General features: G+C 68.2%; 23 protein-coding genes and 1 pseudogene. 21 read left to right on the top strand and 3 right to left on the bottom strand.

Annotation, left to right across the window (positions count from 1 at the left end; translation table 11 throughout):
- The 4 genes and pseudogenes from MLGJGCBP_RS36600 to MLGJGCBP_RS36585 form a co-directional block, all read left to right on the top strand.
- Positions 1 to 102 (top strand): annotated as a pseudogene (locus tag MLGJGCBP_RS36600) (AMP-binding enzyme); the annotation flags it as partial.
- 43 nt (positions 103 to 145) lie between these two features.
- Complete coding sequence (locus tag MLGJGCBP_RS36595; protein WP_201453301.1) at positions 146 to 901, top strand: phosphoglyceromutase; 756 nt, start codon at positions 146 to 148, stop codon at positions 899 to 901.
- A 149-nt stretch (positions 902 to 1,050) separates the two neighbouring features.
- Entirely contained in the window at positions 1,051 to 2,259 is a 1,209-nt protein-coding gene (locus MLGJGCBP_RS36590) for a sensor histidine kinase (RefSeq protein WP_087561671.1), read from the top strand.
- Positions 2,256 to 2,945 (top strand): response regulator transcription factor, encoded by a 690-nt coding sequence (locus MLGJGCBP_RS36585; protein WP_005251956.1) that lies wholly within the window; start codon positions 2,256 to 2,258, stop codon positions 2,943 to 2,945. The genes MLGJGCBP_RS36590 and MLGJGCBP_RS36585 overlap by 4 nt, the downstream gene beginning before the upstream one ends.
- A 100-nt stretch (positions 2,946 to 3,045) precedes the next feature.
- On the opposite strand, the gene MLGJGCBP_RS36580 is transcribed toward MLGJGCBP_RS36585, so the two are convergent.
- The gene (locus MLGJGCBP_RS36580) at positions 3,046 to 3,381 is read right to left on the bottom strand and encodes a hypothetical protein (RefSeq protein WP_087561669.1); all 336 of its coding nucleotides are present in this window, start codon (positions 3,379 to 3,381) and stop codon (positions 3,046 to 3,048) included.
- A gap of 69 nt (positions 3,382 to 3,450) precedes the next feature.
- The gene (locus tag MLGJGCBP_RS36575) at positions 3,451 to 4,236 is read right to left on the bottom strand and encodes a hypothetical protein (RefSeq protein WP_160102026.1); all 786 of its coding nucleotides are present in this window, start codon (positions 4,234 to 4,236) and stop codon (positions 3,451 to 3,453) included.
- A 66-nt stretch (positions 4,237 to 4,302) separates the two neighbouring features.
- On the opposite strand from MLGJGCBP_RS36575, the gene MLGJGCBP_RS36570 reads away from it, so the two are divergent.
- From MLGJGCBP_RS36570 to MLGJGCBP_RS36525, 10 genes are all read left to right on the top strand, one after another.
- On the top strand, positions 4,303 to 5,256 hold the full coding sequence (locus MLGJGCBP_RS36570) for a Ppx/GppA phosphatase family protein (protein ID WP_087561667.1): 954 nt from the start codon (positions 4,303 to 4,305) through the stop codon (positions 5,254 to 5,256).
- A complete protein-coding gene (locus MLGJGCBP_RS36565; protein ID WP_160102024.1) occupies positions 5,253 to 6,506 on the top strand; it encodes a hypothetical protein in 1,254 nt (417 codons plus the stop codon). Before MLGJGCBP_RS36570 ends, MLGJGCBP_RS36565 begins: the two co-directional genes overlap by 4 nt.
- A gap of 7 nt (positions 6,507 to 6,513) precedes the next feature.
- Entirely contained in the window at positions 6,514 to 7,455 is a 942-nt protein-coding gene (locus MLGJGCBP_RS36560; protein ID WP_160102022.1) for a sugar phosphate isomerase/epimerase family protein, read from the top strand.
- An 84-nt stretch (positions 7,456 to 7,539) separates the two neighbouring features.
- A complete protein-coding gene (locus tag MLGJGCBP_RS36555) occupies positions 7,540 to 8,181 on the top strand; it encodes a MerR family transcriptional regulator (RefSeq protein WP_160102020.1) in 642 nt (213 codons plus the stop codon).
- Complete coding sequence (locus MLGJGCBP_RS36550; RefSeq protein ID WP_160102018.1) at positions 8,178 to 9,020, top strand: thioesterase family protein; 843 nt, start codon at positions 8,178 to 8,180, stop codon at positions 9,018 to 9,020. The genes MLGJGCBP_RS36555 and MLGJGCBP_RS36550 overlap by 4 nt, the downstream gene beginning before the upstream one ends.
- A 36-nt stretch (positions 9,021 to 9,056) precedes the next feature.
- Positions 9,057 to 9,872, top strand: a complete 816-nt coding sequence (gene proC, locus MLGJGCBP_RS36545) for a pyrroline-5-carboxylate reductase (RefSeq protein ID WP_087561662.1) — start codon at positions 9,057 to 9,059, stop codon at positions 9,870 to 9,872.
- A gap of 125 nt (positions 9,873 to 9,997) precedes the next feature.
- On the top strand, positions 9,998 to 10,234 hold the full coding sequence (locus MLGJGCBP_RS36540) for a helix-turn-helix domain-containing protein (protein WP_005258384.1): 237 nt from the start codon (positions 9,998 to 10,000) through the stop codon (positions 10,232 to 10,234).
- A 199-nt stretch (positions 10,235 to 10,433) separates the two neighbouring features.
- Positions 10,434 to 10,535, top strand: coding sequence for a 30S ribosomal protein bS22 (locus tag MLGJGCBP_RS36535; RefSeq protein WP_003402602.1), 102 nt, complete (start codon positions 10,434 to 10,436; stop codon positions 10,533 to 10,535).
- A gap of 159 nt (positions 10,536 to 10,694) precedes the next feature.
- Positions 10,695 to 11,777 (top strand): NAD-dependent epimerase/dehydratase family protein, encoded by a 1,083-nt coding sequence (locus tag MLGJGCBP_RS36530; RefSeq protein ID WP_160102016.1) that lies wholly within the window; start codon positions 10,695 to 10,697, stop codon positions 11,775 to 11,777.
- A complete protein-coding gene (locus tag MLGJGCBP_RS36525; protein ID WP_087561660.1) occupies positions 11,774 to 12,793 on the top strand; it encodes a lysophospholipid acyltransferase family protein in 1,020 nt (339 codons plus the stop codon). Before MLGJGCBP_RS36530 ends, MLGJGCBP_RS36525 begins: the two co-directional genes overlap by 4 nt.
- A 15-nt stretch (positions 12,794 to 12,808) precedes the next feature.
- Here MLGJGCBP_RS36525 and MLGJGCBP_RS36520 read toward each other — a convergent pair whose 3' ends face one another.
- Positions 12,809 to 13,795 (bottom strand): HAD family hydrolase, encoded by a 987-nt coding sequence (locus tag MLGJGCBP_RS36520; RefSeq protein WP_160102014.1) that lies wholly within the window; start codon positions 13,793 to 13,795, stop codon positions 12,809 to 12,811.
- Between the two features lie 179 nt (positions 13,796 to 13,974).
- On the opposite strand from MLGJGCBP_RS36520, the gene MLGJGCBP_RS36515 reads away from it, so the two are divergent.
- The 7 genes from MLGJGCBP_RS36515 (at position 13,975) to MLGJGCBP_RS36485 (ending at position 20,953) form a co-directional block, all read left to right on the top strand.
- Entirely contained in the window at positions 13,975 to 14,235 is a 261-nt protein-coding gene (locus MLGJGCBP_RS36515; RefSeq protein WP_087561658.1) for a glutaredoxin family protein, read from the top strand.
- Between the two features lie 140 nt (positions 14,236 to 14,375).
- Positions 14,376 to 15,230, top strand: a complete 855-nt coding sequence (locus MLGJGCBP_RS36510) for a redox-sensing transcriptional repressor Rex (RefSeq protein ID WP_179220448.1) — start codon at positions 14,376 to 14,378, stop codon at positions 15,228 to 15,230.
- On the top strand, positions 15,227 to 16,663 hold the full coding sequence (locus MLGJGCBP_RS36505) for a glutamyl-tRNA reductase (RefSeq protein ID WP_087561656.1): 1,437 nt from the start codon (positions 15,227 to 15,229) through the stop codon (positions 16,661 to 16,663). Before MLGJGCBP_RS36510 ends, MLGJGCBP_RS36505 begins: the two co-directional genes overlap by 4 nt.
- On the top strand, positions 16,660 to 17,625 hold the full coding sequence (gene hemC / locus MLGJGCBP_RS36500) for a hydroxymethylbilane synthase (RefSeq protein WP_087561655.1): 966 nt from the start codon (positions 16,660 to 16,662) through the stop codon (positions 17,623 to 17,625). Before MLGJGCBP_RS36505 ends, hemC begins: the two co-directional genes overlap by 4 nt.
- Before the next feature lie 75 nt (positions 17,626 to 17,700).
- Positions 17,701 to 19,266 (top strand): uroporphyrinogen-III synthase, encoded by a 1,566-nt coding sequence (locus MLGJGCBP_RS36495; RefSeq protein ID WP_087561654.1) that lies wholly within the window; start codon positions 17,701 to 17,703, stop codon positions 19,264 to 19,266.
- Positions 19,267 to 19,344: 78 nt separating this feature from the next.
- The gene (gene hemB / locus MLGJGCBP_RS36490; protein WP_087561676.1) at positions 19,345 to 20,319 is read left to right on the top strand and encodes a porphobilinogen synthase; all 975 of its coding nucleotides are present in this window, start codon (positions 19,345 to 19,347) and stop codon (positions 20,317 to 20,319) included.
- Between the two features lie 28 nt (positions 20,320 to 20,347).
- Positions 20,348 to 20,953, top strand: coding sequence for a hypothetical protein (locus tag MLGJGCBP_RS36485; protein WP_087561653.1), 606 nt, complete (start codon positions 20,348 to 20,350; stop codon positions 20,951 to 20,953).
- The last annotated feature ends 124 nt before the right edge of the window (positions 20,954 to 21,077 follow it).

The following is a 21,077-nucleotide window of genomic DNA, read 5'->3' as shown; positions in this document are numbered from 1 at the left end:
AAGAAGGTCCGCAAGGTCGAGTTCATCGACCTCGTCCCCAAGTCCGCCGCAGGCAAAATCCTCCGCAAGGACCTCCGGGCCGGCGAGGCCCGCCGGAGCTGACGGCGGGGGTTCACGGCGCGAGGGTTCCGGCAGGCATGCCAGGATGAACGGCATGAGTACCGGAACCCTTGTGCTGCTCCGCCACGGCGAGAGCGAATGGAATGCGCTCAACTTGTTCACCGGCTGGGTGGACGTTCACCTGACCGATAAGGGCATCGCCGAGGGCAAGCGCGCCGGCGAATTGCTGCTCGAGCACGACCTGCTCCCCGACGTGCTGTACACGTCGCTGCTGCGCCGCGCCATCAGCACCGCCAACATCGCACTCGACACGGCAGACCGGCACTGGATTCCCGTCGTCCGCGACTGGCGCCTCAACGAGCGCCACTACGGCGCCCTGCAGGGACGCAACAAGGCGCAGGTCAAGGAGAAGTACGGCGACGAGCAGTTCATGCTGTGGCGCCGCAGCTACGACACCCCGCCGCCCAAGATCGAGCCGGGCAGCGAGTACAGCCAGGACACCGATCCCCGCTACGCGAACCTCGACGAGGTCCCGCTCACGGAGTGCCTGAAGGACGTCGTCGTCCGCCTGATCCCGTACTGGGAAGAGACCATCTCGGCCGACCTGTTGGCCGGCAAGACCGTCCTGATCACCGCGCACGGCAACTCGCTGCGCGCCCTCGTCAAGCACCTCGACGGAATCTCCGACGAGGACATCGCCGGGCTGAACATCCCCACGGGCATCCCGCTGCGCTACGACCTGGACGAGAATCTGAAGCCGCTCAACCCGGGCGGGACCTACCTCGACCCCGAGGCGGCCGCCGCAGGCGCTGCCGCGGTCGCGAACCAGGGCGGGAAGTAACCCGTGCAACCGGCCGGACGTCCTGTTCGCGGGACGTCCGGCCAACAGCAGGTTAACTGCGGACGAAGACTCCGGTTGTCGCGTGTGACGTGCGCGGAAATGCCTGGACCCTGCGTAACCGGCCCGCCGCGCGAACGTACGATTCAGGCGTGAGTGTTGTTCAAGCCGTCTTGCTTGCCATCGTGGGCGGCTTCGTCGGTTACCTCGTCGGTGGCGTGCTGATCCCCATGCTCTCCACCCGGCAGGCTCAGCGAATGGAAGAGACGTCCGGGCTCACGATGTCGCAGGTCCTCGACCTGATCGTGCTGGCGTCCGAGAGCGGCATCGCCGTGGTCGACCAATTCCACGACGTCGTCCTGTTCAACCCCCGCGCCGAAGAGCTGGGCCTGGTGCGGAACCGGCTCGTCGACGACCGTGCGTGGGTGGCGGCGCTCCGCGTCCTCGAAACCGGTGAACCCGTCGAGGTCGACCTGAGCACCAAGACCCCGCAGCGGGGACGCGACCGGATCGCGGTGCGCGGCACCGCACGCCTGCTCAGCAAGGAAGACCACAACTTCGTGGTCCTGTTCGCCGACGACGACTCCGAGCAGGTGCGGATGGAAGCGACCCGCCGCGACTTCGTCGCCAACGTCAGCCACGAACTCAAGACCCCGGTCGGGGCGATGGGACTGCTCGCGGAGGCACTTCTCGAATCGGCCGACGACCCCGAGTCGGTCCGGCACTTCGGTGAACGCGTGCTCGGTGAATCCGTCCGGCTCGGCAAGATGGTCACCGAACTGATCGCGCTGTCCCGGCTGCAGGGCGCCGAGAAGCTGCCCGACCTCGAGGCCGTCTCCGTCGACGAGGTGGTCGACGAGGCCCTGCAGCGGTGCAAGATCTCCGCAGAGGCCGCAGGCATCGCCGTCACCACCGACCACCACAGCGGCTACGAAGTGCTCGGCGACCGCGCGCTGCTCGTCACCGCGCTGTCCAACCTGGTGCAGAACGCCATCGCCTATTCGCCGAAGGGATCCCCGGTCTCGGTGAGCCGGTCGATCCGCGGCGACAACGTGGCGATCTCGGTGACCGACCGCGGCGAAGGCATCGCCAAGGCAGACCAGGAACGCGTCTTCGAACGTTTCTTCCGCGTCGACAAGGCACGGGCCCGGGCGACCGGCGGAACCGGGCTCGGCCTCGCGATCGTCAAGCACGTGGCCGCCAACCACAACGGATCGATCGACTTGTGGAGCAAGCCCGGAACAGGTTCGACGTTTACCCTGCAGATTCCTGCACACATCGAGACAGTAGAGACGAACGGCGGGGACGCCGACGGCGGAACTGTCGGGAGGAGAGAAACCGGTATGGAGGCCAAGCGATGACAAGTGTGCTGATCGTGGAAGACGAGGAGTCACTGGCCGACCCACTGGCCTTCCTGCTCCGCAAGGAAGGATTCGAGACGACGATCGTCGGCGACGGACCGTCCGCGCTCGCCGAGTTCGACCGGGCCGGTGCCGACATCGTCCTCCTCGACCTCATGCTGCCCGGCATGAGCGGCACGGACGTCTGCAAGCAACTCCGCAGCCGATCCGGTGTCCCCGTCATCATGGTGACGGCACGGGACAGCGAGATCGACAAGGTGGTGGGCCTCGAACTCGGCGCCGACGACTACGTCACCAAGCCGTACTCCGCGCGGGAACTGATCGCCCGCATCCGCGCCGTGCTGCGACGCGGCGTCGACAGCGAACTCGACGTCGCGCAGGATTCGGCCGTCCTCGAGGCCGGACCCGTCCGGATGGACGTCGAACGGCACGTGGTCCAGGTGAACGGTGAGGCCGTCACGCTGCCGCTCAAGGAGTTCGACCTCCTCGAGTATCTGCTGCGGAACTCGGGCCGGGTGCTCACCCGCGGACAGTTGATCGACCGGGTGTGGGGCGCGGACTATGTCGGCGACACCAAGACCCTCGACGTGCACGTCAAGCGTCTGAGGTCGAAGATCGAGACCGACCCGGCCAAGCCGGAACACCTCGTCACCGTCCGCGGGCTGGGCTACAAACTGGAGGCGTGAGCGGACGCGCCCGTCACAGTTGCACACGAATTCGTCAGCCGCACAGGCAATTGCCGGTGCGGCTGACGAATTCGTGGGCTTTTGTCGGAACGGGCGCCTGTCAGAACGGGTTGTACACGTAGACACCGCGGAACGGCGCCGAGATGATCTGCGTGATCGCGTGCTCGCGGCCCTGGTCGTCGAACTGCCTGCAGTAGACCGCGACGTAGTGTCCGTCGCCCTTGCACTCGATGACCCGGCCGGTTCCGTACGGGCTCAGCACGAGTGCGCGGTCGCCCTTGTCGCCGAAGGCGCCGGGATCGAACGGTGCGACGAAGTTCGCCGTCTTGTCGTAGAAGGTGTTCCAGTCCGGGGTCGGGTCGGCGGACGCGGTCGGCGCGAGGGCGAGCGTGGCAGCGGCGGTCAGCAGGGCACCGGTCAGAATGCGAGCGAACATGATCTCTCCCGTCGTGGCTGTGCCCGGAATGGGGCAGCGACGGCTAAATCGACCGGTGGGTCCGATCCGTTACCCGGCGGGCTTCTTCTGCGCGGCCACGGTGGCGGGATGCACGGCGACGAGTCCGAGGCCTGCCCTGCGCTTGCACAGCTTCGCCAATTCCGCGTACGCGGCCTTGCCGAGCAGTTCCGTCAACTCCGGCGCGTACGACTCCCAGACGGCCTTGGCGCCCACATGGGCGTCGGGTGAGCCCGAGCAGTACCAGTCCAGGTCCGAGCCGCCCTCACCCCAGCCGCGCCGGTCGTACTCGGTGATGGTGGTCTTGAGGATCTGCTCGCCGTCCGGGCGTTCCACCCACTCCTGGGTGCGGCGGATCGGGAGCTGCCAGCACACGTCCGGCTTGACCTCGAGCGGCTCGATTCCGCGCTTGAGCGCCATCGAGTGCAGCGCGCAACCGATGCCGCCCTCGAAGCCCGGGCGGTTCAGGAAGATGCAGGCCCCCTGATACCGGCGGGTGCGCAGCGCGGGCTCGTCCTCGAGGTCGTCCTCCTCGACGTACCCCTTCTTGCCGAGTCCCTTGTCCATGAACTGCCAGTCCTCGGGTGTGAGCAGCTTCACTGACTCGTTCAGCTTCTCCAGATCCTCCTCGTCGGAGAGGAACGCGCCGTGCGAACAGCAGCCGTCGTCCGGCCGGTCGCCGATGATGCCCTGGCAGGCCGGGGTGCCGAACACGCAGGTCCAGTGGGATAGCAACCACGTCATGTCCGCGGCGATGAGGTGCTCGGCGTTGTCGGGATCGGGAAATTCGACCCATTCGCGAGCGAAGTCGAGGGGTACTTCGGGGCTGGGTGTCATCTTGTGTGAACGCCCTGCTTTACGTGCTGTCACAAAGCCCGACGGTAGACCCAGTACCGTGTCAATGTGCGACTAGGGGTACTCGACGTCGGAAGCAACACCGTCCATCTTCTCGTAGTGGACGCCCACAGGGGCGGCCACCCCACACCGATGAGTTCGACCAAGTCGACTCTGAGGCTGGCGGAGAACACCGACGACAGGGGTGACATCACCACTCAGGGCGCAGATCGCCTGGTCATGACGGTGGCAGATTTCTCCAGCATCGCGAGGACATCCGGGTGCGGTGAACTCATGGCCTTCGCGACGTCCGCCGTCCGCGACGCCAACAACTCGGACGACGTGCTGGCGCGCGTGCACGACGAGACCGGCGTGACGCTCGAGGTCCTGTCGGGTGTCGACGAGGCGCGGCTGACGTTCCTCGCCGTGCGCCGCTGGTTCGGCTGGAGCGCGGGCCGCATCCTGAACCTCGACATCGGCGGCGGATCCCTCGAACTGACGACGGGCGGCGACGAGGACCCGGACGTCGCGCTGTCGCTGCAACTCGGCGCGGGGCGGCTCACCCGGGACTGGCTCGAGGAGGACCCGCCCGGCAAGCGCCGGGTGGCGGTGCTGAGGGACTGGCTGGACGCCGAACTGACCGTCCCGTCGAAGGAACTGCGCGCGGCAGGGCAGTGGGACCGGGCCGTCGGCACGTCCAAGACGTTCCGCTCGCTGGCCCGGTTGACGGGCGCCGCCCCGTCCGGCGCAGGCCCGCGGGTCAAGCGCACGCTCACCGCCAGCGGTCTCAGGCAACTCATAGCTTTCATTTCGCGGATGACGGCCTCGGACCGTGCAGAATTGGAAGGGGTGAGCTCCGACAGGTCGCAGCAGATCGTGGCCGGAGCACTCGTTGCGGAGGCCAGCATGAGAGCACTGGGCGTGGAGGAACTCGAAATCTGCCCCTGGGCTCTGCGCGAGGGTTTGATCCTCCGCAAGCTCGATACGGAAATGGGCGGTGAATTGATGGTGGGTGCTCGATGACCGAGGACAGTCAGCAGATCTCTGTGTCAGAGCTGCTCAAACGCAACGGGCAGCAGGTGGAGTCCCGGGGCGGGCGCCGTCGGCGCGGTGTCGCGGGAGGAATCTCCGTCGCCGAGTTGACCGGTGAAATTCCGGTGGTCCGGGATCCGTCCGATTCGCGGGCACTCGAACCCGAACCGGAACAGGAACCCGCCGCGCCCGAGCCGTCGCGCACGCCCGCGCCGGCAGCACCGTCTGCGCGCGCCGACGAGCGCACCGCGGCATTCAAGGCTCCGGTCGACGACAGCGACGAGGACGACGACGAACCCATCGCCAGTCGCCCCGCCGGCCGTGGCCGCGCCGTGGTGTCGGGCGGGACGTCCCGCGATCACCAGGGAACGTGGGTCAGCCGCGCAGTCCGGAAGGAACCGCCTGCGCCGGAGTCCGCGGCTTCCACACCGGCTCCGACCGTCGCCGCCCCGGCCGTGAAGAAGCCGGAGCCGGCCCCGACCGTCGCCGCTCCGCGCGTGACACCGGCGCCGAAGACCGAAACCCCGGCCAAGCCCAACACAACGGCCAAGGCCGAACCGGCCGCGAAGTCCGACGCACCCGCGAAGTCCGAGGCACCGGCGAAACCCGGAATGCCGGCGAAGGCGGGTGCGGCAGCGAAGTCGGACTCCGCAGCGAAGTCGAATGCCGCAGCGGCGTCGAACGGCGCGTCGAAGTTCGTGAAGACGCCGAAGCCGGAAGCTCCCGCCAAGGCGAAGCCGGAACCCGCGCTACTGTCCGGATCGACGCTGGCCGGCGACCTGATGCGCCAGTCCCGGGACTCGGACGCGGCGAACGCGGCCGAAAAGACGGACCTCATCGAGGCCGCCACCGACGAGGCGGACACCGAGAAGCGCGACGGCGACACGCAGAAGTCCGACACCCCGCGCCGTTCCCGCAAGGAGGCGAAGGCCGAGGCCGCGAAGGCGGAGAAGGCAGGCAAGGGCGAGGCCGGCGAGAACTCCACCCGCGAGTGGGTCGTTCTCATCGGTCAGGGTGTCGTGGCCGTCATCGCCGGGGCCCTGCTCTTCAAGGGTTTCGAGAAGCTGTGGGACGTCTTCCCGTGGGTCGCGCTGATTCTGGCGCTGCTCGTCATCGTGGGCCTGGTCGCCATGGTCCGCATCCTGCGTCGCACCGACGACATCACCAGTTTCGTGATCGCCGTCGTCGTCGGGATGATCGTCACTCTGGGGCCGTTAGCCTTCATGCTTGCGTCGGGCTGAGTTGCTCATGGTCGGGGACAGTGGGCACGAGCAGGTTCGACGGTCACCGCGCGGGCGGAAGGTACTGGTAGGCCTGTCGACGGCCTCGGTGTACCCGGAGAACACCGAGGCGGCCTTCCGGTACGCGGCCGATCTCGGATACGACGGCGTCGAACTGATGGTGTGGGCCGAATCGGTCAGCCAGGACGCCGCCGCCGTAGCCGCGCTGGTGCGCAGGTACGCGATCCCGGTTCAGGCGATCCACGCGCCGTGCCTGCTCATCTCGCAGCGGGTGTGGGGCGCCGACCCCGTCGCGAAGCTGGAGCGGTCCGTCCGCACCGCCGAATCGCTCGGGGCGGCGAGCGTCGTGGTGCACCCCCCGTTCCGCTGGCAGCGCCGGTACGCCGACGGCTTCGCCGATCAGGTGGCCGAACTGGAACAGCGCAGCGACGTGATCGTCGCGGTCGAGAACATGTTCCCCATGCGGGCGGACGGCTTCTTCGGCAGCAAGGAGAGATCCGCCCAGCGGTTGCGGCGGCGCGGCGGACCGGGGGCGGCGCTGTCGGCATTCAGCCCGTCCTACGACCCCACCGATTCGGGGCACGCCCACTACACGCTCGACCTGTCGCACACGGCCACGGCCGGGATGGATGCGATGAAACTGGCGGAGCGGATGGGGGAGGGCCTCGCGCATCTCCACCTCGCGGACGGCCGGGGTGCGTCGATGGACGAGCACCTCATTCCCGGTCACGGCGCCCAACCGTGCGCGCAGCTGTGCCGGCACCTCGTCGACACCGGGTTCGACGGGCAGGCGGTGGTCGAGATCAACACGCAGAACGCCCGAACCCAGCGGGAACGGTCGTCGATGCTGGCGCAGGCGCTGGCCTTCGCCCGTGAACATCTCGAACCGGGCCGCGCCGCGTCGGGGTCGCCGCGCAGCCACTCCGGTGGCGATCACGACGACACCTGACATGTCTGCCGAGTTCTTCCTGCGGTAAGCTCGGGGCCACATTGGATAGTTTCAGTATCCAGTCGAGTTGCCGAAGGAGGGGCCGTGCGCGTTTCCGAGTTGGTCGCCCGCACCGGCGTACCGCTCGCGACGGTGAAGTACTACCTGCGCGAAGGCCTGCTGATGCCCGGCGAGGCGACGAGCGCCACCCAGGCGAAGTACGGCGAGGAGCACGTACAGCGCCTGGGCCTCGTCAAGGCGCTGGCCGGCGCCGGGCTCCCGATTCCGCGTATCCGGGAGATACTCCGCCTCGTCGACCATCCCGACGGCTCGCTGTTCGAGGTGCTCGGCCAGGCCATCGCGCAACTCCCCCCGTACCTCGACACCCCCGCCGCCGACGACGAGGCCGACGAGTTCCCGCGGGCCCGCGCCGTCCTCGACAGGCTCGGGCAGGTGTACGACCCCGGGTACGTCGCGGTCGGTCAGCTCGAACGTGCACTCGCGGCCCTCGAAGAAGCCGGCATCCCGATGACCGACGACCGACTCGACGCCTACGGGCGCCACGTGCGCGGGATCGCCGAGATCGACATCGGGCTCATGCCCACCGCATCGGCCGAGGATGCGATCCGGTACGCGGTGCTGGGCACGGCCGTCTACGAACCGGTGATCGCCGCGATGCGCCGGCTCGCACACCAGGACGTCGCGCAGAAGCGTCTCCGGAACCCCGAAGAACAGGACCAGCAGTGAGCTCAACTCCCTTCCGCGATCTCAACGTCCTCACCGCTGCCGGTGACGGGACCTACCGGGCGTCGATCGACCCGATCTGGACGATCGGCCCCAAGGTGCACGGCGGTTCGATGATGTCGCTCTGTGCCGCCGCCGCCCGCAGGCGACTGCTCGACGAGACCGGCGATGCCGGGCCGTCCCGGGTGCAGCCCCTCGCGGTCGGGGCCAACTACCTGTCCGCCCCCGATCCGGGCGAGGTGACGCTGTCGACGACGGTGCGCAAGCAGGGCAAGCAGGTGTCGTTCGTCGACGTGGAGCTGACGCAGGGCGACCGCGTCGCCGTCCGCGCGTCGGTCACGCTCGGCGTGCCCGACATCGGGGAACCGCAGTACAGCGGGGACCACGCCCTGTCGCGGCTCCCGGTGGAACCGCCCGCCGACGCCGTCGTGCTCACGACCGACCACCCGATGGGGCAGATCGTGCACGTGGCCCAGGGCTGCGACATGCGGGTGGACGGGACGTCGGCGCACTTCCTGACCGGCAACCAGGGCGAACCCGAGGTCCGCATGTGGGTGCGACCGCGCGCGGGCGACGAGAGCGACCCCGACACGGCGGCCCTGTTCGCGATCATGACCGGCGACATCAGCGCCCCCGTGACGATGAACCGCGGCATGTTCGGCTGGGCGCCCACGGTCCAGCTGACCACCTACCTGCGCAGGCAGCCCGCACCGGGCTGGCTGCGCGTGATGGCCAGCAGCACGGTGCTCGGCGGCGCCTGGTTCGAGGAGGACCACACCGTCCTCGACTCGACCGGGGCGATCGTCGTGCAGAGCCGGCAACTGGCGATGATCCCCCGCTAGGAGGACGCCGCAGAGCGTCGTGGCAGGCTGTTCGCCATGACGAGAATTGCGGTAATCGGAGGCGGCAAGATCGGCGAGGCCCTCATCTCGGGGCTTCTGCAGGCAGGTCACGCCGTCAAGGATCTGGTGGTGGCCGAGCAGCACCCGGCACGCGCCGACGAGCTGGCCGCGGCGTACTCGGTGCGGGTCACCACCCCCACCGACGCCGCCGAAGGCGCCGACGTCATCGTGATGGCCGTCAAGCCGGGAGACGTCGAGTCCGCGCTCACCGAGGTGTCCAAGGTGGAACTCGACGGCGAGCGCGAGCAGCTGCTCGTCTCCCTCGCTGCAGGCATCCCCACCGCCTTCTACGAGACGAGACTGCCCGCAGGGTTCCCCGTGGTCCGGGTCATGCCCAACACGCCCATGCTGGTCGGTGAGGGCGTCAGCGTGCTTGCGCCGGGCAGGCACGTGAAGAAGGAACACCTCGAACTGGTCCGCGGCGTCCTGTCGTCGGTCGGCAAGGTCGTCGTCGTCCCCGAATCTCAGATCGACGCCGTCACCGCCGTCTCCGGCTCCGGTCCGGCCTATTTCTTCCTGGTCGCCGAGGCCATGATCGACGCCGGCGTGGGGCTCGGACTGACTCGGGCGACCGCGACCGAGCTGGTCGTGCAGACCATGGTCGGCTCCGCAGCCATGCTGGACAGGTCGGGGGAGAGTGCGACCGAACTTCGTGCCGCCGTGACTTCGCCCGGCGGAACCACCGCGGCGGCAATCCGCCGATTGGAGGGAAACGGACTCCGAACGGCTTTTTTCGACGCCCTCGAAGCCGCGAAAATTCGTTCTGCCGAACTCGGCACGACGACCGAATGAATATTCGATTGCCCACACCCGTCGCAGTAACCCCATCCGTCCCGCTAAGCTCGAAGTAGCACGTGCGTGTCTGTTCCGCCGGAGGGGAAGCCGGCGGCGCGAGACGTGCCGGAGGTAAGTGGTTGATGACGTCTGCAAAAAAGCCGTCCAAGGGCTCGGCCCCGGACGGACAACCGGCACTGGCCGGAACGCAATTTCTCACCGTCGCCGAGGTAGCGACGCTGATGAGAGTGTCCAAGATGACTGTGTATCGGTTGGTGCACAGCGGCGAACTGCCCGCCGTCCGCGTGGGCCGTTCGTTCAGAGTGCATGCGAAAGCAGTGCACGACTACCTCGAAACCTCGTACTTCGACGCCGGTTGACCGGTCGGCACGAAGAGGGTCATCGACCTCGGTTTTCGAGGAGAGGACCCGCACCGGTACGATTAGCGACTGTCGTACCAGCCAGCTGGTGTCGTAAGGCGCTGAGCTAGTTAAAACGAGGCCCAGGCGCCAGAGTGGCGCGAGCGTACGTGATCGGCGTGCGCAGGAACGCTAGAGAAGAACGTGAGGGACACCCGCTATGGGTTCAGTGATCAAGAAGCGACGCAAGCGCATGTCGAAGAAGAAGCACCGTAAGCTGCTTCGCCGCACCCGAGTGCAGCGCAGGAAACTCGGTAAGTAAAGAGTTGCGTCTGGATGCCCGTCACCTCCGGTGGCGGGCATCCTTCGTTTCACGGCGGGCCTGTCGCGTATTGGGCGACCGACCAATTGTCGTTGTGCGGAGCGCCATCCCCCTCCTGCACGTATCGTTGACGTCACTCGCTACGTGATCGGGGGTCTTATGGTTGTGAGTGACGAAGACAGTACTACGCGGACGGCGGTGCCGCGCGTCGTGCTTGTCACTGGGGCAAGCAGGTTTCTGGGTGGATACCTGGTCACCCGGCTCGCTCAGAATCCGGCCATCGAGCGAGTGATCGCGGTGGATGCGGTGTCGCCGAGCAAGGACATGTTGCGCCGCATGGGCCGCGCCGAGTTCGTGCGCGCCGACATCCGGAATCCCTTGATCGGCAAGGTTATTCGTAACGCCGAGGTCGACACCGTCGTGCACGCGTCGACGTTGGCGCGCCCGCCGAAGTCGGGTAGTCGCGCGGCCATGAAGGACATGAACGTCATCGGCGCGATGCAGTTGTTCGCCGTCTGCCAGAAGGCCCCGAGCGTCCGCAAGGTCGTGTTGCGTTCGGCCTCCGTGGTCTACGGCTGCAGCGCCAAGGACCCGGCGAAGTTCACCGAGGAGATGAGCGCGCGGCGCCGCCCGGCGGGCGCGTACGCGCGGGACTGCATCGAGATCGAGGGATATCTGCGCGGAATGGGGCGCAGGCGCCCCGACATCGACGTGTCGATCGTCCGCCTCGCACCGCTGGTCGGGCCGCGACTCAACGCGACGGTCGCGCAGTACCTCACCTCACCGGTCGTGCCGACCATTCTCGGACGGGACGCACGCCTGCAGGTCCTGCACGAGGAGGACGCGCTGGCCGCACTCGAACGGGCCACGGTGTCGGGTCCGGCGGGCACGTTCAACGTCGCAGGCGACGGCATCGTCATGATGTCGCAGGCCATCCGCCGCGCCGGGCGGATCGAGGTCCCGATGCCGTTCGGGTTGTTCCGCAACGTCGGGCGTGCGCTGATGGGTCCGGTGATGCGGTCGTACACCACAGAACAACTCGAATACTTTCATTTCGGTTGCGGTCTGGACACCACTCGCATGCGAACCGAACTATCCTTCGAGCCACGGTGGACTTCGATGCAGGCGCTCGACGACTTCGCTCGCGCGGCAGGCGTCAAGGCGATCATCAAGAACGAATGGGTCGACGCAGCAGAAAACGCACTACTCGCTCTTACCGGCACGGCGAAAGGGGAGAGGTGAACGAAGTGGCGAAGGTCATTCCGTTGCACGGTGCGACAGCCGCGCGCGGGACCGCTATCGGACGTTCGAGGCGTGAGCAGAGCGAGAGCAGACATCCGTCGGCGATGCCGCCACCTGCCGTGATCACCCCACCCGAGCCCGTCACCGAGTCTTCGGCCGTCGACGCCGTCCGCCACGCCCTGGCCGAGCAGATCGTCAACACCGCCGAGTTCCTGCGCCGCCGGCTCTCGGGCGACTATCACGTCGACGACTTCGGCTACGACCCCCACTTCGCCGAGAACGTGTGGCTCCCCATCCTGCGTCCGCTGTTCGACAAATGGTTCCGCGTCGAGGTCAGCGGTCTGGAGAACATCCCGTCGACCGGCGGTGCGCTGGTGGTCGCCAACCATGCCGGTGTGCTGCCCATCGACGGCCTGATGACCTCGGTCGCCGTTCACGATCATCACCCAGCGCATCGCCCGTTGCGGATGCTGGCCGCCGATATGGCGTTCGAGATGCCGCTGGTCGGTGGTGTCGCCCGCAAGGCAGGCCACACGCTCGCGTGCCACCCGGACGCGGTGCGCCTGCTGCAGGACGGGGAGGTCGCGGCCGTGTTCCCCGAAGGTTTCAAGGGCATCGGCAAACCGTTCAGCGAACGCTACAAGTTGCAGCGGTTCGGCCGCGGTGGGTTCGTGTCCGCCGCCATGCGGACCGGTGCGCCGATCATTCCGTGCTCGATCGTGGGGTCCGAGGAGATCTACCCGAAGATCGGTGAACTCGGGACGCTCGCCCGGCTGCTCGGGATGCCGTACTTCCCGGTGACCCCGCTCTTCCCGCACTTCGGACCGCTCGGGCTCGTGCCGCTGCCGTCGAAGTGGTACATCGAGTTCGGCAAGCCGATCGTCACCGACACCTACGACGCGTCGGCGGCCGACGACCCGATGGAACTGTTCGAGGTCACCGACCACGTCCGGGAGACCATCCAGCAGACGCTGTACCGGCTCCTCGCGAAGCGCCGGAACGTGTTCCTGGGCTGAGCCGCGGCGGGCGGCTCAGGCCGCCTGTTCGCGGCGTCGCGCGACGATCGCGGCAAGTGCGCCGCCTGCCGCGCCGAGGAGTAGGGCGGTGGGGACGCCGATCTTGGCAGCCTTGCGTCCGGTCCGGAAGTCGCGGATCTCCCAGCCCCGGTTCTTGGCGAGCTCGCGCAGATCGGTGTCGGGGTTGATCGCGACCGCGGTCCCGACGAGCGACAGCATCGGCACGTCGTTGTGGCTGTCCGAGTAGGCGGTGCAGCGCTTGAGGTTGAGGCCCTCGCGGACCGCCAGGGCGCGCACGGCGTGCGCCTTGCCGAGGCCGTGCAGGATGTCGCCGACCAGACGTCCGGTGAACATCCCGTCCTCGCTCTCGGCGACCGTGCCGAGGGCGCCGGTGAGACCGAGACGCTTCGCGATGACCTGCGCCAGCTCCACCGGGGTCGCGGTGACGAGCCACACCTGCTGTCCGGCGTCGAGGTGCATCTGCGCCAGCGCCCGGGTGCCGGGCCAGATCTTGTCGGCGATGACCTCGTCGTAGATCTCCTCACCGAGCCGGGCGAGTTCGGCCGTCGACCGGCCGGAGACGAATGACAGGGCCTTCTCGCGGCCGGAGGCGACGTCGTCGCTGCTCTCCTTACCGGTGATGCGGAACTTGACCTGCTTCCATGCGAAGTCGACCAGGTCGGACGTCTTCAGATACTTGCGGGCGGCGAGCCCGCGGGCGAAGTGGATGATCGAGGCGCCCTGGACCATCGTGTTGTCGACGTCGAAGAACGCGGCGGCCGTCAGGTCGAGGGGAACGTCGTGTTCGACCAGTTCGGTGTCTTCGCCGGACGCGACGTGAAGAGCGAGGGCCGCGTCGGCGCTGGCCTCACCTGCGACGTTGGCACGTACCTCGGCTTCGCTGGGTCCCAGCGGATTCCTGAACTGGCGCCGGCCCGGGAGGATGATCCCCGCCAGACCTGAACCGAAACCCGAGCCGTTCGGTAGTGATCGCGCAGGCACTCGCACCTCCCGTATCGCAGAAGCCTCTGGGAGCAGCCTATCCCCCGAATCGGGGACGGGGCGGATGGATGGCCCCGCGGGGGGAACTGTGTGACGTTCATCTCCGAGCCGATTGGCGTCCGCGGACCCCGAAACGGCACAGTGACTCCACCGGAGGCGTCGAAAGGAAGTGACGGGGCATGGGCACGGGCGGACACGAGGTGACGCTTCTCACGAGGGCGGGGTGCGGTGCGTGCGCGCCGGCCCGCGAGCGGCTGCTGGTTCTGTGCGAGGAGTTCGGGCTGGAACTGACGTGCATAGACGTCGACGAGGCGGCGGCCACCGACCCCGAGATCCGGGCCGAATTCGGTGACCGATTGCCGGTGGTGTTGCTCGACGGACGTGAGCACAGTTACTGGGAGGTCGACGAAGAGCGCCTTCGCTCGGATTTACGCAAGTAAGGGAACCCTAAAAGGGCGATCTTCCGATGCCGTGCAGGTAGGACCGCATGTCGCGCAGTCGCAGCGACTTTGTGCATGGGTTCACAAGCAGTTACCGTGGTGTGAACAATTCCCCGGAGCATCGTGAAGAACGGCATCGAATGCCGGTCGGACGAGGAGCCAACGACGTGACCGAAACGCACCAGACGCATGGGTCTGTGGCCCCTGGCGTCACGGGGGCGGTCGGGCGGTCTGTGGTCGGGTCACCGGCCCCCTCGGTCACCGGCGCGGCCCCGCTCCCCGAATCGCGGGACATCCCCCAGGCTACGGTGACGCGCCTCGCGACGTACCTGCGGGTCCTCGGAGTGCTGACCGAACGCGGCACGATCATCGTCTCGAGCGAGGAACTCGCCGCCGCTTCGGGTGTCGGCTCGGCGAAGCTTCGCAAGGACCTTTCCTTCCTGGGGCCGAACGGCGTGCGCGGCGTCGGCTACGACGTGACGCGCCTGCGGGCCCGCATCGAGCGGGCGCTCGGCCTGGACCGCGGACACAAGGTGGTGCTCGTCGGCGTCGGCAACCTCGGCCAGGCGCTCGCCGGCTACGGCGGTTTCGGTCGTCGCGGGTTCTCCATGGTCGGACTGTTCGACAGCGACCCGGCCCGGGTCGGTGCGCCGGTGGGCGATCTCACCGTGCGGCACGTCGACGAACTCGAGCAGGCCTGCGTCGAACTCGAAGCCACTATCGGCGTCATCTCGACCCCTGAGGAGGCAGCGCAGGAAGTCGCCGACCGCCTCGTGCGCGCCGGACTGCGCTGCATCCTCAGCTTCTCGCCCACCTCCCTCGACGTCCCCGATCACGTCGAGATGCGCCGCGTCGACCTCGCGGTCGAAATGCAGGTCCTGTCGTTCAACAGCGCACGCAACACGGAATCGGTACCCACCGCTCCCCGCGTCCGCATCGGACATTCGGCTGTCCCGTCCACCGCACCAAGAAACGGATCAGTGATCGCGCCGTGAGTGTTCTACTTGTCGGGGTCTCGCACAGGACGGCCCCGGTGCCGGTTCTCGAGCGGGTGGCTGTCACCGACACCGATCGCCCGAAGTTGACGGACAAGCTTCTGGCGTCGTCGCACATCTCGGAGGCGATGATCGTCTCCACCTGCAACCGGGTGGAGATCTACGCCGTCGTCGATGCGTTCCACGGTGCGCTGGCCGAGGTCGGCGAACTGCTCGCCGACCATTCGGGGCTCGATCTCACCGATCTGCACCGGCACGCGTACGTCCGCTACAGCGAGGCTGCGGCGGAGCACCTGTTCGCCGTGGCCAGCGGTCTCGACTCGATGGTCATCGGCGAGCAGCAGATCCTGGGGCAGATCCGGACCGCGTACGCGTCCTCCGACGCCCAGCAGGCCGCGGGCCGCACGCTGCACGAACTCGCACAGCAGGCGCTGCGCGTCGGCAAGCGGGTGCACTCGGAGACCGGCATCGACTCCGCGGGCGCGTCCGTCGTGTCCGTGGCCCTCGACCGCGCCGCCGGCATCGTCGGCGCAGGCGGACTGACCGGACGCACCGCCGTCGTGGTCGGCGCCGGATCGATGGGCGGCCTGTCCGTCGCACACCTCACCCGTGCCGGAATCGGCCGCATCGTCGTCGTGAACCGCACCAAGGAGCGTGCCGAACACCTCGCCGACACGGCCCGCTCCAACGGCGTCGCAGCGGAGGCCCTCGAACTGGCCGAACTCCCGGACGCGATGGCCCAGGCAGACGTCCTCGTGACCTGTACCGGCGCGGTCGGCGCCGTCGTCACGCTCGCGGACACCCACCGCGCGCTGGCACAGCCCGGCCGCGACGCCGAACGTCCCCTCGTCATCTGCGACCTCGGACTGCCCCGCGACGTCGAACCCGCCGTGTCCGGTCTGCCCGGGGTCACCGTCCTCGACATGGAATCGCTGCAGCGCGATCCCGCCGCGGGCGCGGCCGCATCCGACGCGGACGCCGCGCGGACGATCGTCGCCGCCGAACTCGCCAACTACCTCGCGGGCCAGCGGCTGGCTGAGGTCACGCCGACCGTCACGGCCCTGCGCCAGCGCGCGGCGGACGTGGTCGAGGCGGAGCTCATGCGACTGGATTCGCGTCTGCCCGGACTCGACGATCCCGAGCGCGACGAGGTCGCGCGCACAGTGCGGCGAGTGGTCGACAAACTCCTGCACGCACCCACCGTCCGGGTGAAGCAACTCGCCTCCGCGCCCGGAGGCGACTCCTACGCCGCCGCCCTGCGCGAATTGTTCGAACTCAGCCCCGGATCCGTCGAGGCCGTCGCGAAGCCCACCGAACTCGGTGGCGCCGACCTGGGCGCCATCGACATCACGGAAGGCTTCTTCGCAGGCCAGGACCCGCTCCTGCGCCGCTTCGTCACAGATGACAACCACGGGAAGGGATCGCAGGCATGAGCGCCGTCGGCACCCGTACGCTGCGGATCGGAACCCGTGGGAGTGAGCTCGCGACCACCCAGGCCGGCACCGTGCGCGACGCACTGATCTCGGCCGGGCACGACGCCGAACTCGTCATCATCAAGACCAAGGGCGACCAGTCCATGGAATCGGTGGAGAAGATCGGTGTCGGCGTCTTCACCGCCGAACTCCGCGAAGCGCTCGCCGACGGCCGGGTCGACGTGGCCGTCCACTCCTACAAGGACCTGCCGACCGCCCGCGACGAGCGGTTCACGATCGCGGCCATCCCGCCGCGCGAGGATCCCCGCGACGCGCTCGTGGCCCGCGACGGACTGGTCCTCGGTGAGCTGCCCGCCGGTTCGAAGGTCGGCACGTCCGCACCTCGGCGCACGTCGCAGTTGCGGGCCCTGGGCCTCGGCCTCGACATCCAGCCGCTGCGCGGCAACCTGCAGCGGCGCCTCGGCAAGGTCGAATCCGGCGAACTCGACGCCGTCGTCCTGGCCCGGGCCGGCCTGGCGCGAATCGGTCGACTGGACCTGATCACCGAGTCCCTCGAACCGGTTCAGATGCTTCCCGCACCCGCGCAGGGCGCGCTCGCCGTCGAATGCCTGTCGGTCAACACGGCACTCGTCGCGATCCTGTCCGAGCTCGACGACCCGAACAGCCGCGCCGCCGTCACGGCGGAACGCGCCTTGCTCGCGGAACTCGAGGCCGGCTGCACCGCGCCCGTCGGCGCCATCGCCGAGGTCGTCGAATCCCTCGACGACGACGGCCGCATCTTCGACGAATTGTCCGTCCGGGGCTGCGCCGCGGCCATCGACGGTTCCGACGTCATACGCACGGGGGCCGTGGGCTCCCCGGAGAACGCCGAAGAACTCGGCCGCTCCGTCGCGCGGGAGCTTCTCGAGCTCGGTGCGCGGGAGCTGATGAATGTCACCGAGGCCGGTGATGCCGATGTTTGATGTGCGAAGGCCGACTGATCGGCCGATCCGCTTCCTGTACCCATCTCGACACATGATCGCACTGGAGAATTACCGATGAGCCGAGTCCGTAAGAACACCCCCGGACGAATCCTGTTCGTGGGATCCGGACCGGGCGATCCGGCACTGCTCACCGTGCACGCACGGGACGTCCTTGCCGCAGCCACCCTCGCCTTCACCGACCCCGACGTCGACAAGGGCGTCACCGTCCTCGTGGGCACCGAGCTGGGCGTCGACGCCGAGACCGGTGAGCCGCTCGCCGAGGTCCGGCCCGCACTGGGTGAGCCGGCGGAGGTCGCGAAGACCCTCGTCCACGAGGCGCGGAACGGCCACGACGTCGTGCGTCTGGTGTCCGGCGATCCGCTGACCACCGACTCCGTGATCGCCGAGGTCACCGCCGTGGCCCGCACCCAGGTGCAGTTCGAGGTCCTGCCGGGCCTGCCGTCCGCGTCCGCCGTCCCCTCCTACGCCGGCATGGCACTGGGATCGGGACACACCGAGGCCGACGTCCGCGGCGAGGTCGACTGGGCCGCTTTGGCCGCCGCACCCGGACCGCTGGTCCTGCACGCCACGTCGGGTCACCTCGCCGAGACGGCGAGCGCGCTCGTCGAGCACGGCCTGGCCCCGCAGACCCCGGCCGCCATCACCGTCCGCGGCACCACCCGGCAACAGCGCACCGTGGAGGCCACCCTCGCGACGCTGAACGAGGCCGGCTCCGAACTGGTCGGTTCGCTGGTCGTGACGGTCGGCAAGGTGGTCGCCCAGCGCAACAAGATGTCCTGGTGGGAGTCGCGCGCGCTGTACGGCTGGAAGGTCCTGGTGCCGCGCACCAAGGATCAGGCAGGCGAGATGAGCGACCGCCTCGTCACCCACGGCGCCATCCCGATCGAGGTGCCCACCATCGCCGTCGAGCCGCCCCGCAGCCCGGCGCAGATGGAACGGTCCGTCAAGGGCCTCGTCGACGGTCGCTACCAGTGGGTGGTCTTCACCTCCACCAACGCGGTGCGTGCGGTGTGGGAGAAGTTCGAGGAGTTCGGGCTCGACGCCCGCGCGTTCTCCGGCGTCAAGATCGCCTGCATCGGTGAGGCCACCGCCGCCAAGGTGCGCTCGTTCGGAATCAACCCCGAACTCGTGCCGTCCGGCGAGCAGTCGAGCGAAGGCCTGTTGGCCGAATTCGCCCCGTACGACGACGTTTTCGACCCGGTCAACCGGGTTCTCCTGCCCCGCGCCGACATCGCCACCGAGACGCTCGCCGAGGGCCTGCGCGAACGCGGCTGGGAAATCGACGACGTCACCGCGTACCGCACCGTCCGGGCCGCGCCGCCGCCGGCCGAGACCCGCGAGATGATCAAGACCGGTGGATTCGACGCCGTCTGCTTCACCTCGTCCTCGACGGTCCGCAACCTCGTCGGCATCGCCGGAAAGCCGCACGCACGCACCCTCGTCGCCTGCATCGGCCCGAAGACCGCCGAGACGGCCATCGAGTTCGGCCTGCGCGTGGACGTGCAGCCGGAGTCCGCTCAGGTCGGCCCGCTGGTGGAGGCTCTCGCAGAGCACGCCGCGCGCCTGCGCGCCGAGGGCGCACTGCCCCCGCCGCGCAAGAAGTCCCGCGCACGGCGATAGGCGCTACGCGCCTGTGCGCCTTTTTGGTTGTTCCCACTACCAAAAAGGCGCACGGGCCCGACGAAGGAGGGCATGTCCTTGTTCCCGACCCACCGGCCGCGACGGCTCCGCAGGACGCCGGCGCTGCGCCGCCTTGTGGCCGAGACTTCGCTCGAGCCAAGGCATCTCGTGTTGCCGATGTTCGTGGCGGACGGGATCGACGAGCCTCGTGAGATCTCGTCGATGCCCGGCGTGTTTCAGCACACCCCCGACTCGCTGCGGCGGGCGGCCACGGAAGCGGCCGAGGCGGGGCTCGGTGGGCTCATGCTCTTCGGGGTGCCGCGTCCCGACGACAAGGATGCCGAGGGTTCGGGCGCGTCCGATCCGGACGGCATTTTGAACCGCGGATTACGCTGGCTCGCAGACGAAGTCGGCGACTCTACGGTGATCATGGCGGACACCTGCCTGGACGAGTTCACCGACCACGGCCACTGCGGTGTTCTCGACGCGAACGGTGCGGTGGACAACGACCTCACGCTGCAGCGGTACGTCGACATGGCGGTCGCGCAGGCCGAGGCCGGTGCGCATCTGCTCGGGCCGAGCGGAATGATGGACGGCCAGGTCGGCGCCATCCGGAAGGCACTCGACGGCGCGGGCTACACCGACGTCGGTCAGCTCGCGTACTCGGCGAAGTACGCGTCCGCGTTCTACGGGCCCTTCCGTGAGGCGGTGGGTTCGTCGTTGCAGGGCGATCGCCGTACTTATCAACAGGATTCGGCGAACCGCCGCGAATCGTTGCGTGAGGTGGACCTCGACCTCGACGAGGGCGCCGACATGGTGATGGTGAAGCCGGCGATGTCCTACCTGGACATCCTGCGCGAGACGGCGGACCGCTCTCCGGTGCCCGTTGCGGCGTATCAGATCTCGGGTGAGTACTCGATGATCACGGCCGCCGCGCAGAACGGCTGGATCGACCGGGACGCCGCGATCCTCGAATCGCTCACCAGCATCCGCCGCGCGGGCGCCGACGTCGTGCTGACGTACTGGGCGACCGAAGCGGCCGGCTGGTTGTGATCGCCGCGCAGGCGGATACGGTGGTGCCATGACCCAGCAGTGGCCACCGACACCGCCGCACCAGGCCCCGCATCAGCAGGGCCCGTCTCAGCACAATTTCCCGTACCCCCCGCCGGTGCCGCAGCCGGAGCCCGAACGTCCGGCACCGGTCGACGTAGGCACCGCGGCCCAGTTGCTGTGGGCGGTGGCCGTGCTCGGCCTGATCCAGGCGCTGGGCGCGATGGTCCTGGTGGTGGGGGAGAAGTCGACGTTCGTCGACGAACTGATGAAGAACCCCAGCTTCACGTCCGGCGAGGTCGACATGACCCGCGACGGCGTGGAGAAGCTGTTCTACGTGGGTATCGGATTCACGGTCGTCCTCATCCTGATCCTCACCGGGCTCTTCGTCCTGTTCGTGCACTTCATGCGGAAGGGCCGGAACTGGGCCAGGATGCTGATCACCATCGCGTGCGTGATGATGGTGGTGTGGACGATCCCGGTGCTCTTCGGCATCGGATCGGACGGAACCGGAACCGCGCTCGCACTCGGCGGCGTGCAGATCCTGCAGGCCGTGGTGGCCGTCGGCGCCGTCGTGCTGATGCACCGCAAGGATTCCAACAGCTACTTCCTGAGGTTGCCCCCCTCCGCCGAGTAGCTTCGATTTGCTCGTGAAATATAAAGATGTACCGTGAAGTACGTCACAAGAGGTAGAACGGCAGACTTCATTTCGACCGAAGGACTTTTCTCCATGCGCGCTGACGATCGAGCACACGGGTCTC

The organism is Rhodococcus sp. T7 (assembly GCF_009872365.1).
In the GTDB taxonomy this organism is placed as follows: domain Bacteria; phylum Actinomycetota; class Actinomycetes; order Mycobacteriales; family Mycobacteriaceae; genus Rhodococcus_F.
The sequence above is the reverse complement of the archived record's forward strand: the minus strand, read 5'-3'. Positions and strand labels throughout refer to the sequence as shown.